Consider the following 15642-nt stretch of genomic DNA (forward strand, 5'->3'; position numbering starts at 1 on the left):
CCCGTCATGCTCGGTGAACGATCCGTTCCGATCAACCGATTTGGCCGAGCAGGACCGAGCAGAGCAGAGTAGGACCGCGCGGGGCCGAGTAGGACGCCGGCTGACCTAATCGCGGCCTACCGTCACCGCATGATCAACGACGAGGAAGCCGTCCGCCCCTTCCGGCTCGCCGTTCCGCAGGACGAACTGGACGAGCTGCGCCTGCGGATCGCCCGCACCCGCTGGCCGGACGAACTGCCGGGGGCCGGCTGGTCCTACGGGGTCGCCGCGCCGTACCTGCGCGAACTGGCCGGGTACTGGGCGGACGGCTACGACTGGCGGGTGCACGAGGCGGCGCTCAACGCCTTCCCCCAGTTCACCACCACGATCGACGGGCAGAACCTGCACTTCCTGCACGTCCGTTCGCCCGAGCCGGACGCCGTCCCGCTGGTCCTCACCCACGGCTGGCCCAGCACCGTCCACGACTTCGCCCAGATCCTCGGCCCGCTCACCGACCCCCGGGCGCACGGCGGTGATCCGGCCGACGCCTTCCACGTCGTCGCCCCCTCACTGCCCGGCTTCGCCTACTCCGGGCCGACCACCGCACCGGGCTGGGGCACCCGTCGGATCGCCGCCGCCTGGACCGAACTGATGCGCCGGCTCGGCTACCGGCGGTACGGCGCGCAGGGCGGCGACTTCGGAGCCATCGTCTCGCCCGAACTCGGCCGGGTGGCGCCCGAGGAGGTGATCGGCATCCACCTCAACGCGCCACCGAGTGCCTCGGCCCCGCTCTCCGCCGCCGAGTCCGCCCTGCTCTCCGCCGACGAGCGGGCCAAGGCCGAGGCCAACACCCGGTGGTGGCAGGCGCACTCCGGCTACGCGACGCAGATGTCCACCCGCCCGCAGACGGTGGCCTACGCGCTCAACGACTCGCCGGTCGGCCAACTCGCCTGGAACCTCGAATTCTTCGTCGACCACGACCCGGAGGTGACCGGCCAGACCCTGCCCTCGTGGGACGCCGTGCTGACCGACGTCACCGCCTTCTGGCTGACCGGTACCGCCGGCTCGGCCGCCCGCCTCTACCGGGAGATCGCGGCCGACGGCTGGGGCCGCCCGGAACCCTCGGGCGTGCCCACCGGGGTGGCGCTGTTCCACGGCGACCGGGCGATCCGCGCCCTGGCCGAGCTCTCCAACCGGGTGACCCGCTGGACCGTCCACGACACCGGCGGCCACTTCGCCTCGCTCCAGGCGCCGGAGGCCCTGGTGACGGACGTCCGGGCGTTCTTCCGCACCCTGCGCTGAGCCGGCCCGGGTTGTCGGTGGCGGCGCCTACCGTTCCGGTATGAGCGTCCCCGAGGTCATCCCGATCGTCCACGAGCCCGGCTACCGCACCGACACCATCGGCCGCTTCCGGGGCGGCCAGTTCTTCGCCTCCGTCACCTACGCCGTCCCGGAGGGGGCGGTGAGGCACGAGGGCGGCGGCTGCTTCGCCGTGCTGCACCGGTTCGACGACGCCGGGCGCCACCTGGACTCCCGGATCGAGGCGGTGCCCGGCGCGGTCCCCGGTGCCGCCGAGGCCGCCGCCGAGCTGCTGGGGGAGTGGCTGGCGGCCCTGCCGGAGCGGGAGTTCGGGGACATCGCGGTCGCGCCCTTCGCCGTGCACGTCGACGGCTGCCTCTTCGGCCTGGTCGTCGAACGGCACGGCGAGGACGCGACGGAGGACGACTGGGCCGAGCTCTACCCCGACAACCTCGGTTTCCACGCCCCGTGGGACGGCGAGTACGACACCTGATCCCGCCGCCCCGGTCCGCTCCGGTCCGCCCCGACCGTCCCCCCGCCCCCGACGGTGCGTCAGTCGGCGATCACCGCCGCCCGGACGCAGAGCACGTCCGGCAGGTGGGAGACCAGCAACGCCCAGTGCTCGCCCTCGTCGTGGCTCGCGTAGACGTCACCGGTCCGGTTGCCGAAGTAGATGCCGGCCGGCTCGACGTCGTCGGTGCGCAGCGCGTCACGAAGCACGATGCCGTAGTGGTCCTCGCCCGGCAGGCCCTCGGCGAGCGCCTGCCAGCTCTCCCCGGCGTCGTTGGTGCGGAAGACCCGGCAGCGGCGCCCGGGCGGGATCCGGTCGTCGGCGCCGCCGAGCGGGAACACGTACGCGGTGTCGGCGCGGCGCGGGTGGGCGGCGATCGCGAAGCCGAAGTCGGCGGGCAGCCCGTCGGCGATCGAGCGCCAGCTCGCACCGCCGTCGTCGCTGCGGTACACGCCGCCGTGGTTCTGCAGGTAGAGCCGATCCGGGTTGACGGCGTCCCGGGCGATCTTGTGCACGCACTGGCCGAACTCGGGGTACTGGCTCTCCTGGGGCAGGAACTCGGCCCGCAGGCCGGAGTTGGACGGCTGCCAGCTGCCGCCGCCGTCCTTGCTGCGGTAGACGCCGCCGCTGGAGACGGCGATCAGCAGCCGCTGCGGGTCGCGCGGGTCGGTGAGGATCGTGTGCAGGCCCTGGCCGCCGTACCCGGCGCCCCACTCGCTGCGCTGCGGGTGCTCCCAGAGCGCTTCCACCAGCGCGAAGTTCTCGCCGCCGTCCTCGGAGCGGAACAGCGCGGCGGGCTCGGTGCCCGCGTAGACCACGCCGGGTGCCTCCGGCCCGGCCGGCTGGAGCTGCCAGACCCGGGTGAGCGCGGCGCCGGTGTGCTCGGGGAAGCGGATCGCGGGCGTGGGCGGCTCGAACCAGCTCGCGCCGAGGTCGTCCGAGCGCCAGACCGACGGCCCCCAGTGGCTGCTGTCGGCACCCACCAACAGCCGGACACCGCCGTCCTTCCGGGGCCCGCCGTCCGCGTGGTCCCGGCGGTCGATCGCGACGGAGTAGATCGCGTTCATCCGGAAGTGCGGCCCGCTGAACTCCCAGTCCAACCGGTCGCGGCTGCGTCCGAGGAAGAGGCCCTTCTCGGTTCCGACGGCCAACAGCACTTCGCTCATTGCCACACACCACCTGCTCGGCGAAACGGCCCCGCCCGGACACCCTCCCCGGGCCAGTGTCCCGCCGTCGGACGTCCGCCACATCTCGCCGCGCCGGGTCGCGCCGGGTCGCCGCGCAGGCGCGGGCGCAGGCGCGGGCGAGCAGGGCGGGGCCGGGGACGGCCCCGCCCTGGCGGGGCTCAGCCCCGGCAGCCCTCCAGCAGCCGCAGCCAGACCTCGCTGATCGTCGGATAGGCGGGCACCGCGTGCCAGAGCCGGTCGATCGGCACCTCGCCGACCACCGCGACGGTCGCCGAGTGCAGCAGCTCGGAGACGCCCGGCCCGACGAACGAGACGCCGACCAGCACCTCCCGGTCCAGGTCGAACACCGCACGGGCCCGGCCCCGGTAGCCGTCGCCGTAGAGCGAGGCCCCGGCGACCGCGCCGAGGTCGTGGTCGATGGCCTTGACCCGGAGCCCGGCCCGCTCGGCGGCGTCCAGGGTCAGGCCGACGGCCGCGACCTCCGGGTGCGTGAAGACCACCTGCGGCGCACCCGCGCTGTCGGCGGACGCGGCGTGCGCGCCCCAGCGCGCGGTGTCCAGCGAGTGCCCCTGGGCGCGCGCGACGATCGCCGCACCGGTGATCCGGGCCTGGTACTTGCCCTGGTGGGTGAGCAGCGCCCGGTGGTTGACGTCCCCGGCCGCGTACAGCCAGCCACCGTCGACCCCGAGCACGGTGCAGCTGTCGTCCACGTCGAGCCAGCCGCCGGGGTGCAGGCCGACCTGCTCCAGGCCGATGTCCGCGGTGCGCGGGGCACGCCCGGTGGCGTACAGCACCTCGTCCACGGTCAGCCGCTCGCCGTCGTCCAGCACCAGGGTGACCTCGGAGGGCCCGCCGTCCGCCGCCGGCCGCTCCAGCGAGGCGACCTCCGTCCCGAACCGGAGGTCCACCCCGGCCGCCCGCAGGCCCTCCGCCACCAGCTCGCCGGCGAACGGCTCCATCCGGGGCAGCAGCCCGCTGCCGCGGACCAGCAGCACCACCTCCGAGCCGAGCGCCCGCCAGGCGGTGGCCAGCTCCACGCCGACCACGCCGCCGCCGACCACCGCCAGCCGCCCGGGGACGGTCTGCGAGCCGGTCGCCTCCCGGTTGGTCCACGGGCGCGCGTCGGCCAGCCCGGGAACGCCCTGCGGCAGCACCGGCCGGCTGCCGGTGCAGACCGCCACCGCGTGCCGGGCCACCAGGACCCGCTCGCTGCCGTCCTCCGCCTCGACCGTCACCTGCCGCTCGCCGGCCAGCCGGCCGTGGCCGCGGACCAGGTCGATGCCGGTGTCGCGGAGCCACTGCACCTGGCCGTCGTCCTGCCAGTGCGAGGTGAACGCGTCACGCCGGGCGAGCACCGCGGCCGGGTCCAGGGCACCCTTGCCGACCGCCTCCCGGGAACCGGCCACCGCGCGGGCGTCGGCCAGCGCGGCCACCGGGCGCAGCAGCGCCTTGCTCGGCATGCAGGCCCAGTAGGAGCACTCGCCGCCGACCAGTTCGCTCTCCACGATCACGGTGCGCAACCCGGCGGCGGCCGTCCGGTCGGCGACGTTCTCGCCGGTCGGACCCGCGCCGATCACGATGACGTCGTACTCCTCGGGGGCGGTGGACTGGGGAGTGGTCATCCGTGTTCCTCCGTGCTCTCGCGGGTGTGCCGTGGTGCCGTGCCCATCCTGCGCCGCCCCGCCCACGTTGCGTGGCCGAACACGCGGGCGAGGCGGCGGTCGGCATCACCGTACCGTCGCCCCGCCCGTCGTCCGCCGGGTGCCCGCCGTTTCCCCGGCCGGGGCCCGCGCTACTCGGCCTGCGCCAACTCCGCCAGCACCGCCGCGGTTTCGGCCGGACGGGAGAACATCGGCCAGTGCCCGGTCAGCAGCTCGCGCAGCTCCCACTCCGCCCCGCCGAGCGCCGCGAAGTACGGGTGCCCGGCGGCGATCATCTCCCGGACCTGCGCCAGCGGGATCGAGCAGGAGACCAGGGCCTTCGGCAGCTTGTCGGCGGCGCCGGTCAGCCGCAACGGCTCGTGGAGCGTACGGACCGGCTGGTCGGTCGCCAGCGCGCGGAACCGGGCGAGACCGGCCTCGTCCACCCCGGCCACGGCGGCGCCGCCCGAGGCCAGCACCTCCCAGGAGGGCAGCGGCACCCGCCAGCCGTCGACCAGCGAGGCCTCCAGCGCGGCACGGTAGGCCGGGTCCCAGAGGTCGGCGATCGCGACGTCACCGGCCATCGGGCCGGAGTCGACCCACACCACCCGGCGGATCCGCTCCGGCACCCGGTCGGCCGCGCCGCTCACGGCGAGGGTGCCGCCGCTGTGCGCGACCAGGACCACGTCCCGGAGGTCCTCGCGGACCAGCAGGTCGACCAGGTCGTCGACGTGGGCCTGCGCGCCGGTCTCGGGCGAGGCCTCGCCGGCCCGGTCGGCGAGCCCGGGCAGGGTCACCGCGTGCACGGTGTGGCCGGCGGCGCGCAGCGGTTCGGCCACCGCGTCCCACGCCCAGCCGCCGAGCCAGAAACCGGGAACGAGTACGAAGGTGCTCATGGGGGAGGGTCCTCTCCTGGAGTTTCGTGTCCTGGGGTACCGGGCCGTGCGGCCGGGGGCAGAACGACCGGGGACGGGACGACCGGGGAACTCGCCCGGCTGCCCGTCGTCGGCTCCGAGCCTAGAATCGCATCCGGACAGAACTCGACCGGATTAATCGGCTCGTTGGCCGATCCGTCGATTCGGCCGACCCTCCTCCGGGCGAACCGTCGCCGCCCCGAGGAGCAAAGGACCCGTGGAACACCCGGTCAGCCGCGTGCTCGCCCTGCTCGAACTGCTCCAGGCCCGCCCCGGTCTGACCGGCGCCGAACTCGCCGCGCGGCTGGAGGTCGACGTCCGCACCGTGCGCCGGTACGCGGCCCGGCTCGCCGAGCTCGGCATCCCCGTCAGGGCCGAGCGGGGCCGCTACGGCGGCTACCGGCTGATGCCCGGGTACCGGCTGCCGCCGCTGATGCTCACCGGGGACGAGGCCGCCTCCGTCGTGCTCGGACTGCTGGCCGGCCGGCGGTCCGGGCTGTCGGTGGGGGAGCAGGCCGGCGAGTCGGCGCTCGCCAAGATCCAGCGGGTGCTGCCGCCGCAGCTGCGCGAGCGGGTCGAGGCCGTCGAGCAGACCCTCGGCCTGACCGCCGCGCCCACCGCCGGCCCCAGCCCGGCCGCCCCCGCGCTCTTCGCGCTCGCCGAGGCGGCCCGCCGCCGGCGCCGCGTCCGGCTCGACTACCGGGACCGCGCGGGCGCGCCCAGCGAGCGCGAGTTCGACCCGTACGGGCTGGTCTTCCACTCGGGACGCTGGTACACCACGGGCCTGGACCACCGCAGCGGCGAGCAGCGGACCTTCCGGCTGGACCGGATCCGCTCGGTCGACCCGCGGGAGACCGGCTTCGAACCGCCGGCCGGCGTCGACCCGGTGCAACGGGTGCTGGAGTCGCTCGCCGCGGTGCCGTGGACGCACGAGGTCGAGGTGGTCCTCACCACCACCCTCGCCGAGGCCCGCCACCGCATCCCGCCCACCGCCGGCACGCTCACCGGGACGGACGACGGGCGCGTCCTGTTCCACGCGCGGGCCGAACGGCTCGACGGCATGGCCGTGCTGCTGGCCGGCCTCGGCTGGCCCTTCACCGTGCGCCGACCCGACGCCCTGCGGGACGAACTGCGCGCGCTCGCCGCCCGCCTCACCACCTGGAGCGAGGACTGACCGCCGCGCCCGAACGCACGGCGGCGAGCCCCGCGGGTGGAGGAACCACCCCGGGGCTCGCCGTGACGAACGGGCCGGTCGAGCGGCCGGGCGTCACGCCTCCTTGGGACCGCCGTCCTGCTCCGCCGCGACCTTCCGCTTGACCTCCGCCATGTCCAGCCCGCGGGCCTGGCCGATCAGGTCCTCGAACACCGGCTCGGGCAGCGCGCCCGCCTGCGAGAAGACGAGCACGCCCTCACGGATGATCGCCAGCGTGGGGATCGACTGGATCCCGAAGGCCGCCGCCAGCTCCTGCTGCGCCTCGGTGTCCACCTTGGCGAAGACCAGGTCCGGGTGGCGCTCGGCGGCCTTCTCGTAGACCGGCGCGAACTGGCGGCACGGGCCGCACCAGCCCGCCCAGAAGTCGATGAAGACGAAATCCTTGCCGTCCGGTCCGGGGACGATCTCGTCGAAGTTCTCCTTGGTCAGCTCGACCGTGCTGCTCATGTCGCGGTTCCTGCCCTTCCGGTGGTGGCGGTCAAGGCCATGTGCCCCCGACAACGGCTGCTGTCCGCGCGCTATTCCGGGGACCCGACCGGGTCGCCCGTTGAGCGGACGGCGGCCCCCGTCCGTACCGGAGGGTGTCCGGCACCGATGTGCACCCCCATCGACCGGGGAGCGGTCACCATGCGCACCACCCACCGCACCGACGGCTCGACCGATGACCACACCAGCGGACCGGGCCGGCGACCCGGCCGCCGTCAGGGACGGCTCGCCGTGCTCGCCGCGGGCGGGCTGGCCGCGGCCGCCCTGGTGGCGGGCTGCGGCTCGTCGGGCTCCAGCAGCAGCTCGGCACCCGCCAACCCGCCCGCCGCGTCCAGCGCCCCGGCCTCGCCGGGCATGACCGCGACCACCCTGAGGACCACCGACGACCCGCACCTCGGCACCATCGTCACCGACGGTGCCGGCTTCACCCTCTACCGCTTCGACCACGACAGCGCCAACCCGCCCACCGCCACCTGCAACGGCGGCTGCGCGGCGCTGTGGCCGCCCGTCCCGGCCACCGGCACGACGGTCTCGGCGAGCGGCATCGACGCCAAGCTGGTCGGCACCGTCACCCGCGCCGACGGCAGCAAGCAGGTCACCCTGGCCGGTTGGCCGCTCTACCGCTACGCGCCCGACCAGAAGCCCGGTGACACCAAGGGCCAGGGCATCGACGGCATCTGGTTCGCGGCGACCCCCACCGGCGACCGGGCCGGCATGAGCGGCAGCGGCGGCAGTGGCGGCTCCGGCTACTGAGCCGGCCGTCCGGCCGTCCGTGACGACGTCCGACGATGCCCGATGACGTCCGTCGGCGCTCGACGACGACGCTCGACCCGGAGGCACGCGTGCGCGAGGATGTGATGGTGACCGAGGAGCCTCCCGGTGGCGGCCGCCCGGCCGTCCGGGGCGCGCCGGCACCGGACGAGGAGCTGATGCGCGCGCTCTACCAGGAGCACGCCGGGCCGCTGTTCGGCTTCGTCCTCCACCTCGTCGCCGGCGACCGCCAGCGCGCCGAGGACGTCGTGCAGGAGACGCTGCTGCGCGCCTGGCGGAACCTCCACCGGCTGGACCCGGCGGCCGGATCACTGCGGCCCTGGCTCGCCACCGTCGCCCGCCGGATCGTCATCGACGAGCACCGCGCCGAACTCGCCCGCCCGCGCGAAGTCGACGCCGGCCCCCTGGAGTTGCTGCCCGCCGAGGACGAACTCGACCGCGCGCTGCGGATGATGACGGTCGCCGACGCGCTCGGCGACCTCTCGGCCGCGCACCGTGCGGTCATCGTCGAGACCTACTTCAAGGGCCGCACCGCCAGCGAGGCGGCCGCCGAACTCGGCATCCCCGCGGGCACCGTGCGCTCGCGGGCCTACTACGCGCTGCGCGCGCTCAGGCTCGCGCTGGAGGAACGGGGAGTGACATCGTGACACCGTCCGAACCCGATCCCGCGCGGACCGTGCACCTGGACGTCGGCGCCTACGTCCTCGGCGTCCTGGACCCGGTCGAACGTGCCGCCTTCGACGCCCACCTGGCCGCCGGCTGCCCGCGGTGCGCCGGGCAACTGGCCGAACTCGGCCCGGTCGAGGCGCTGCTCGGCGAGTACACTGCCGCCGCAGACCCGGTCGACCCGGCCCCGGAGCCCGACCCGGCGCTGCTCGACCGGCTGATGGGGGAGGTCCGGGCGCGCCGGCGGCGCGGGCGCGTCCGGAGGCTGGCACTGGTCGCCGCGGCGGCCGCGCTGACGATCGCCGGCCCCGCGGTGACCGCCGCCGTGATCACCGCCGACTCCGCCCCCGGCGTGGTCGCCACCGCGGCCGCCCACCAGTTCGCCGCGACGGACCCGGCCACCGGGGTCCACGCCGTGGTCGGCGTGGACCCCGCACCCTGGGGCAGCCGGGTCACGCTCGAACTGTCCGGTGTCCAGGGCCCGTTGACCTGTGACCTGGTCGCGGTCTCCGCCACCGGCGGCCACCAGACGGTGACCACCTGGAACGTCCCCGCCACCGGCTACGCCCCCACCACCCCGCTCCGCACCACCGGCGGCACGGCCTACCCGCCCACCACCATCACCCACTTCGAGATCCGCACCCTCGACACCGGCGCCCTCCTCCTCACCGTCCCTGCCTGACCCACCCCACCGGCGGATCCTTGAACGCGTTCAACCGCCCCCCGGACGCCGCCCCGGCCGTCTGCTCTGGTGTTCACCGGGGGTACGGCGCACCCTGGAGGAGTAACCGGACGAGAAGCGACCGCCGGAGGTGATCCGCCATGCAGACTCTTGTCGGTTGGCACATCGAGATGGAATTCCGCGAGGAGGGGCCGCGGACGGCCGCCGCCGCCCTGCTGCGGCTGGGGGACGGGACCGAGTTGCGCGCCCACGGCTACACCAGCCGCCACCCCTCCGACCCGGAACAGCTGAGGGTCGGCGAGGAGATCGCGGCCGCGCGGGCGCTCAACGACCTCGCCTCGCAGCTGCTCACCAAGGCCCACGGGGAGATCCAGGAGGTCAGCCCGGTCCCGACCCACCCGCTGTCGTGACGCGACCGGACGCCGCCGCCGGCCCGGGCGCCCCCCGGTCGCGCATCCCGCTGATCTGCCCGCGCTGCGGCCGGGAGCAACGGGTGGTGCCGGGCGGTCCCGGCCGCGCGGTCAAGGTGGTGCACGCCGGGACCGGCCGGGAGGCCTGCGAGCCGGGGGACCTGGCCCGCGCGCCGGACGACGACGTGGGCGGCGACGCCGCCTGAGTCGACGACGGGGGTCGACGACGGGGCCCGGCGACTCAGTTCGGGCAGTACGTGGTCGGCACCTGCCACTCCGGCCCGATCAGCCGCTGCTCCAGCTCGTTGAGCGTGATCCGGATGCCGATCGTCCCGGCCAGTCCGAGCCGCATCCGGCTGCGGGCCAGGGCCAGGAACGCCGCCAGCCCGTACTTGTTGATCAGCGAGGCGCGGTAGCGGGCGGTGTCGTCCGCGTCGCAGACGGCGGCCCGGGCCGGGAGCTGACGCCCGGTCGGCCGCCCGTGCGCGTCGCACGGGCCGACCAGGACCTTGGGGTGGCGGCGGATCCGCTCGGCCTCGCCGGAGTGGGCGGGCGTCCAGATGCCGAGCGCCGTGCCGTCGGCCACGACCCAGCTCTGCGAGCGGACCTGGCGGCCGTCCTCGCCGAAGGTGGTGAGCAGGAGGTATCTGCTGTCGGCCAGCTGGTCGGTACGGTCGTGCACGGTGTCCTCCCTCTCCGTTGCGGCGGGTGGTCGCGGGCGGCGCGCGGCCTCAGTGGCCGCGCCCGCCGCCGTTCTCGTGGTGCTCGGTGACGGCGTGCTGTGCGGCGGGCGGTTGCTGTGCGGCGGTCGGGTGGTGCCCGGTGGCCCCGTGGTGTGCGGCGGCCCGGTGGAACTCCTCGGCGGTGGGCCCGGCGATCCGGGCCCCGTCTCCGTGGAACCCACGGGACAGCCTCGCACGGGCGCGGTCAAGGACCCCGGCCGGGTGGGCCACTCCATTGTCGTCCACGGCGGCGGGCAGTTCGAGGGCTCGCGGCTGCTCGTGCGCGGTGAGCCGGTGCAGTTCGGCCGGCGCGAGCGGGGCGTGCACCTCCACGAACTCGCCGTGCGGCAGCCGCTTGATGACGCCGGTCTCGCGGCCGTGCAGCACCTTCTCCTTGTCCCGCCGCTGCAGGCCCAGGCACCAGCGCTTGGTGATCACGAAGACGGCCACCGGGACGACGAGGAATCCCACCCGGACGGCGTAGGTGATGGTGTTGAGCGACAGGTGCAGATGGGTGGCGATGAGGTCGTTGCCGCCGCCGGCCAGCGTCACCAGGTAGAGCGAGATCCAGGCCGCGCCGAGCGCGGTGCGGACGGGGGCGTTGCGCGGGCGGTCCAGCAGGTGGCGTTCGCGCCGGTCGTTCGTCGCCCAGGCCTCCACGAACGGGTGGACGGCGATCGCGCCGAGGACGAGCGGGAAGAGTGTGAACGGGACCAGCACGCCGAGGTTCAGGGTGTGGCCCCACAGGCCGACCTCCCAGCCGGGCATCACCCGGACGAGCCCTTCGGCGAAGCCCATGTACCAGTCGGGCTGGGCGTCGGTGGACACCTGGTCGGGGCGGTACGGGCCGTACGCCCAGATCGGGTTGATCGTGGCGAGCGCCGAGACGGCGGCGATCAGGCCGAACACCAGGAAGAAGAAGCCACCGGCCTTGGCCATGTAGACCGGCATCAGCGGCATGCCGACGACGTTCTTCTCCGTCCGGCCCGGGCCCGCCCACTGGGTGTGCTTGTGGTGGAAGACCAGGATCAGGTGCGCCACCAGCAGGCCGAGCATGATGCCCGGGATCAGCAGCACGTGGATCGTGAAGAACCGCGGCACGATGTCGGTGCCGGGGAACTCGCCCCCGAACAGGAACATCTGGATGTAGGTGCCGACCAGCGGGACGGCGAGGATCGCGCCCTCGACGAAGCGGATGCCGGTGCCCGAGAGCAGGTCGTCGGGCAGCGAGTAGCCGAAGAAGCCGTCCAGCATGCCGAGGAAGAGCAGCAGGAAGCCGAACAGCCAGTTGATCTCACGGGGCTTGCGGAACGCGCCGGTGAAGAAGACCCGCATCATGTGCACGAACATCGCCGCGATGAAGACGAGCGCCGCCCAGTGGTGGATCTGCCGGATCAGCAGGCCGCCGCGCACCTCGAAGCTGATGTCGACCGTCGAGGCGTAGGCCTCGGACATCGGCACGCCCTTGAGCGGCACGTACGAGCCGTCGTAGACGATCTCGCCCATGCTCGGCTTGAAGAACAGCGTCAGCCAGACGCCGGTCAGGATGATGATGAGGAAGGTGTAGAGGCAGATCTCGCCCAGCATGAAGGACCAGTGGTCCGGGAAGATCTTCCGCAGGTTGGCCCTGGCCAGGGTGTAGATCCCCAGCCGGCCGTCGGTCCAGTCGGCGGCGCGTTGCCCGCGTCCGCCGCCGGTTCCCTGATTCCGGGTCATGTCCACGCACCTCGGTCGAAGTGAAGCGGGGAGTCATCCCCGCTTCGAAGTCCGACCAGAATAAGCGGGGATCATTCCCCAGTTTCATCGGGGGGTGCTCACCGGCGTCCTCGCCGCGTTCGTGCCGCGGTCCTCGCCGGTCCCGGAAACGGCGAACGGCCCGCCCGGCGTCGTGAAGACACCGGACGGGCCGTGGCGCACCGTCGCGCACCCCGCAGGGGTCAGTGCACCAGCACCGGGACCTCGTCGGCGGCCGACGCGTCGGCCGCCGCGCCCTCGCCGGAGCCGGGGCGACCTGCGTTGACCAGGGTGAACGCGGCCACCGACGCCAGCACCAGGATGCCGAAGGACCACCAGATCGCGGTGGAGAAGCCGTGCACCATGCCCTGGAACTGCACCGCCTGCGCGGCGGCCGGGGTGGTGGCGGAAGCCGCGTGGGCCGCCAGCCAGGTGGTGGTGGCGCTGGCCGCGATGGTGTTCAGCAGCGCGGTGCCGATGGCGCCGCCGACCTGCTGCGAGGTGTTGACCATGGCGGACGCCACACCCGCGTCGCGCGGCTGGACGCCGTGCGTGGCCAGGCTCATGGCCGGCATGAACGCGGTGCCCATGCCCAGGCCCATCAGGACCAGGCCGGGCAGGATCAGCGCCGGGTAGGAGCTGTCCAGGTCGATCTGGGTCAGGATGAGCATGCCGAGCGAGGCGACCAGGAAGCCGGGCGCCATCAGGAACCGCGCCGGGACGCGGGTCATCAGCCGGGCGCCGATCTGGGTCGAGCCGGTGATCATGCCCGCCACCATGGGCAAGAAGGCCACGCCGGTCAGGACCGGGCTGTAGTCGAGCACGATCTGCAGGTAGTAGGTCAGGAACAGGAAGAGACCGAACATACCGATCACGGCCATGCCCAGCGCCAGGTAGACGCCGCCGCGGTTGCGGTCCAGCACGACGCGCAGCGGCAGCAGCGGCGCCTTGACCTTCTGCTCGACCACGACGAACGCGGCCAGCAGCACGGCGGCGGCGACGAACAGGCCGATGGTCACGCCCGAGCTCCAGCCGTCCGACTCGGCCCGGGTGAAGGCGTAGACCAGCGAGACCAGACCGGTGGTGACCAGCAGCACGCCCGGGATGTCGAGGCGGTTGCGGTTGCGGCCGACGGCCGGCTCGCGGATCACCATGACCGCGCCGACGGCGGCGATCACGGCGAACGGGATGTTGACGAAGAAGGTCCAGCGCCAGTTCATGTACTCGGTCAGCAGGCCGCCGAGGATCAGACCGATCGCACCGCCACCGCCGGCGATCGCACCGTAGATGCCGAACGCCTTGGCGCGCTCCTTGGCCTCGGTGAACATCACAGCCAGCAGCGAGAGCGCGGCGGGGGCCAGCAGTGCGCCGAAGACGCCCTGCAGGGCGCGCGCGCCGAGCAGCATCGCGGTGTTGGCGGCGGCGCCGCCCAGCGCGGAGGCCAGCGCGAAGCCGGTCAGGCCGACCACGAAGGCCCGCTTGCGCCCCCACAGGTCGGCCACCCGGCCGCCGAAGAGCAGCAGACCGCCGAAGGCGAGCGCGTACGCGGTGATCACCCACTGGCGGTTGCCGTCGGTGATGCCGAGGTCCTTCTGCGCGGACGGCAGCGCGATGTTCACGATGGTGGCGTCGAGGACGACCATCAGCTGCGCGAGGCCGATGAATATCAGGGCCTTCCAGCGCCTCGGATCGGGCTGGAGGGCGGGTTGGGCGTCGGTTTGCGGCATGGAGGTACTCACTTCGGTGCGAGAGGTGCGGACGGTGCTGGGCGTGCGGAAGGTGCGAGAGGTGCGGGGCGGGCGGAACGCGCGGGCGTGCCGAAGGCGCGGCCCGGGGCACGGGCGGCAGCGGTGGGCACGCCGTGGCGGCCGTAGCGCGTCCCCGCGGTGAAGGGTGTTTCGGACGTCAGGTCACGCCGGTCGTCCGGCGCGGTGGCGGTGGGTCAGTGGTCGTCGTGGAAGTCCTCGAAGATCGCTGCCCGGCCGGGCAGGACGGAAGGGGCGGGCGCCCGCATGCCGTCCAGGAACAGTTGCAGGTGCCGGTGGACGAACTCGTCCAGGAGGTGGCACGAGGTGCCCGGCAGCGGACGCGTGAGCTGACTGAGGGCGATGAACAGGTCGCCGTGGCCGACGTCCGCCCGGGCCTCGCCCGCCGCCTGCGCCCGCTCCAGCAGACCGCCGGCGACGGACAGCAGGCGCTCGCGCGCCTCCGCCAGGTCGGGGTCGTGCGGGTCGACGTGGTTGGTGAGCATCGGGCAGAGCGCGCCGACCTTCTCGTCGACGGTCTCGTGGGCGAACCGCTCCAGGGCGTCGAACGGTCCGGCGACCTCGGCGGCCGCCCGTTCGGCGATCGCCACGATGCGGTTCTTGACGAGCAGCGCCACCTCGCGGATCAGCGCCGTCCTGGTGGGGAAGTTCCGGTAGAGCGTAGCGTTTCCGACGCCCGCCCGCTTCGCGATTTCGTCCAGCGGCGCGTCCGCGCCGTGCTCGACGAACGCGTCCCGGGCCGCCAGGACGATCCGTTCACGGTTGCGGCTGGCGTCCGCGCGCAGTCTGGGCGCGCGGGCCGGCCCCGCGGTGCGGGTCGGACGGGGGGCGACGGTGGTCACGGGTGCACTCCTCCCGGGATGCGATTGTGGGGAGTCACTCCCCGCTTAGTCCTACGGAAGGCTAAACGGGGAATCCGTCCCCGGAAATTTCGCACCCCGATGTGACCTGCATCACATTCGGTCGAAGCTCTCGCCGAAGCCCCTGCCGTGCCCCACCATGCCCGCCGCGGCCGTCGGCCGGTGCAGCGGGATCTCGAAGTGGACGGTGGCCACCCCCGGGCCGTGCTCGCCGGTCGGGCGGGCGTCGTAGACCTCCTCGGCGAGGCTGCGCCAGAACGGCTCGGCGCCGGGGATCGCGGTGTTGGTGTGCAGGTAGAGCCGGCGGTAGCCGCCCTCCTCGGCGGCGAACGCGCAGGCGCGGCGCACGAGCTCCCGGGCCAGGCCGTGCCGCCGGTGCTCGGCCCGGACGTAGACCCGGACCAGCTGCGCGGTGGTCCCGGACGGGAAGTGCCGGACGAGCTCGCGCGGGTGCGGCGGATGGGCCGGTCCGGTGGAGTGCAGCGCGGTGGTGGCCACCACCTCCTCGCCGAGCACGGCGACCAGGAGGGCGTGCCGGGGGTGGTCCAGGTAGTGCCCCTGGAGGTCGACGACGTCGGCGTGCCAGTCGGGCACATAGCCGTAGCCGAACTCGCGGTAGAAGGTGTCCAGGATCAGCCGGCGCGCTCCGGGCACGTCCTGCGGGAGTGCATGGCGGACGACGTAAGGAAACTGACGATCCATCAGGCAACTCCGGCGGGGCAGGGTCATGGCGGTCGAGGGCAAGAGTACATGAAAACCACTTTCATCTGACGCTTCGACGGAAACGCGGCCCCGGCGCGTT

General features: G+C 73.9%; 17 protein-coding genes. 8 read left to right on the forward strand and 9 right to left on the reverse strand.

Translation table 11 applies throughout. The features are described from left to right. Positions 1-129: 129 nt before the first annotated feature. Entirely contained in the window at positions 130-1281 is a 1152-nt protein-coding gene (locus ACFU9E_RS10015; RefSeq protein WP_380685117.1) for an epoxide hydrolase family protein, read from the forward strand. Between the two features lie 40 nt (positions 1282-1321). After that, complete coding sequence (locus ACFU9E_RS10020) at positions 1322-1771, forward strand: hypothetical protein (RefSeq protein ID WP_380685118.1); 450 nt, start codon at positions 1322-1324, stop codon at positions 1769-1771. Positions 1772-1830: 59 nt separating this feature from the next. Here the strand turns inward: ACFU9E_RS10020 and ACFU9E_RS10025 are convergent, their stop codons facing one another. The 3 genes from ACFU9E_RS10025 to ACFU9E_RS10035 form a co-directional block, all read right to left on the reverse strand. Then, entirely contained in the window at positions 1831-2955 is a 1125-nt protein-coding gene (locus tag ACFU9E_RS10025) for a WD40/YVTN/BNR-like repeat-containing protein (RefSeq protein WP_380685119.1), read from the reverse strand. 179 nt (positions 2956-3134) lie between these two features. Then, positions 3135-4598, reverse strand: a complete 1464-nt coding sequence (locus tag ACFU9E_RS10030) for a dihydrolipoyl dehydrogenase family protein (protein ID WP_380685120.1) — start codon at positions 4596-4598, stop codon at positions 3135-3137. 170 nt (positions 4599-4768) lie between these two features. Continuing rightward, positions 4769-5512 carry an alpha/beta fold hydrolase gene (locus ACFU9E_RS10035; RefSeq protein ID WP_380685121.1) on the reverse strand — a complete coding sequence of 248 codons (744 nt, stop codon included), beginning with the start codon at positions 5510-5512 and terminating at the stop codon, positions 4769-4771. A gap of 235 nt (positions 5513-5747) precedes the next feature. Here ACFU9E_RS10035 and ACFU9E_RS10040 point away from each other — a divergent pair, with 235 nt between their 5' ends. Next, complete coding sequence (locus ACFU9E_RS10040; protein WP_380685122.1) at positions 5748-6704, forward strand: helix-turn-helix transcriptional regulator; 957 nt, start codon at positions 5748-5750, stop codon at positions 6702-6704. A gap of 93 nt (positions 6705-6797) precedes the next feature. Here ACFU9E_RS10040 and ACFU9E_RS10045 read toward each other — a convergent pair whose 3' ends face one another. Further along, complete coding sequence (locus ACFU9E_RS10045; protein WP_380690033.1) at positions 6798-7190, reverse strand: thioredoxin family protein; 393 nt, start codon at positions 7188-7190, stop codon at positions 6798-6800. Between the two features lie 147 nt (positions 7191-7337). On the opposite strand from ACFU9E_RS10045, the gene ACFU9E_RS10050 reads away from it, so the two are divergent. The 5 genes from ACFU9E_RS10050 to ACFU9E_RS10070 all read left to right on the forward strand — a co-directional run bounded on the left by ACFU9E_RS10050 (position 7338) and on the right by ACFU9E_RS10070 (position 9964). Continuing rightward, complete coding sequence (locus ACFU9E_RS10050) at positions 7338-7982, forward strand: hypothetical protein (RefSeq protein ID WP_380690034.1); 645 nt, start codon at positions 7338-7340, stop codon at positions 7980-7982. Between the two features lie 104 nt (positions 7983-8086). After that, on the forward strand, positions 8087-8647 hold the full coding sequence (locus ACFU9E_RS10055) for a sigma-70 family RNA polymerase sigma factor (RefSeq protein ID WP_380690036.1): 561 nt from the start codon (positions 8087-8089) through the stop codon (positions 8645-8647). Continuing rightward, the gene (locus tag ACFU9E_RS10060) at positions 8644-9348 is read left to right on the forward strand and encodes an anti-sigma factor family protein (protein ID WP_380714889.1); all 705 of its coding nucleotides are present in this window, start codon (positions 8644-8646) and stop codon (positions 9346-9348) included. The genes ACFU9E_RS10055 and ACFU9E_RS10060 overlap by 4 nt, the downstream gene beginning before the upstream one ends. Before the next feature lie 140 nt (positions 9349-9488). Then, complete coding sequence (locus ACFU9E_RS10065; RefSeq protein ID WP_350545708.1) at positions 9489-9758, forward strand: DUF1876 domain-containing protein; 270 nt, start codon at positions 9489-9491, stop codon at positions 9756-9758. Continuing rightward, positions 9755-9964, forward strand: coding sequence for a hypothetical protein (locus tag ACFU9E_RS10070; protein WP_380689626.1), 210 nt, complete (start codon positions 9755-9757; stop codon positions 9962-9964). Before ACFU9E_RS10065 ends, ACFU9E_RS10070 begins: the two co-directional genes overlap by 4 nt. Positions 9965-9999: 35 nt before the next feature. On the opposite strand, the gene ACFU9E_RS10075 is transcribed toward ACFU9E_RS10070, so the two are convergent. The 5 genes from ACFU9E_RS10075 to ACFU9E_RS10095 all read right to left on the reverse strand — a co-directional run bounded on the left by ACFU9E_RS10075 (position 10000) and on the right by ACFU9E_RS10095 (position 15542). After that, positions 10000-10440 carry a PPOX class F420-dependent oxidoreductase gene (locus ACFU9E_RS10075; protein WP_380689624.1) on the reverse strand — a complete coding sequence of 147 codons (441 nt, stop codon included), beginning with the start codon at positions 10438-10440 and terminating at the stop codon, positions 10000-10002. A 49-nt stretch (positions 10441-10489) separates the two neighbouring features. After that, positions 10490-12196 (reverse strand): cytochrome bc complex cytochrome b subunit, encoded by a 1707-nt coding sequence (locus tag ACFU9E_RS10080; protein ID WP_380689622.1) that lies wholly within the window; start codon positions 12194-12196, stop codon positions 10490-10492. A gap of 221 nt (positions 12197-12417) precedes the next feature. Next, on the reverse strand, positions 12418-13941 hold the full coding sequence (locus tag ACFU9E_RS10085) for an MFS transporter (RefSeq protein WP_355368656.1): 1524 nt from the start codon (positions 13939-13941) through the stop codon (positions 12418-12420). A 215-nt stretch (positions 13942-14156) separates the two neighbouring features. Then, the gene (locus ACFU9E_RS10090) at positions 14157-14822 is read right to left on the reverse strand and encodes a TetR/AcrR family transcriptional regulator (protein ID WP_380684540.1); all 666 of its coding nucleotides are present in this window, start codon (positions 14820-14822) and stop codon (positions 14157-14159) included. A 111-nt stretch (positions 14823-14933) separates the two neighbouring features. Next, positions 14934-15542 (reverse strand): GNAT family N-acetyltransferase, encoded by a 609-nt coding sequence (locus ACFU9E_RS10095; RefSeq protein ID WP_380684541.1) that lies wholly within the window; start codon positions 15540-15542, stop codon positions 14934-14936. Positions 15543-15642 lie beyond the last annotated feature (100 nt).

It is taken from the genome of Kitasatospora sp. NPDC057595, from assembly GCF_042800875.1.
GTDB lineage: Bacteria > Actinomycetota > Actinomycetes > Streptomycetales > Streptomycetaceae > Kitasatospora.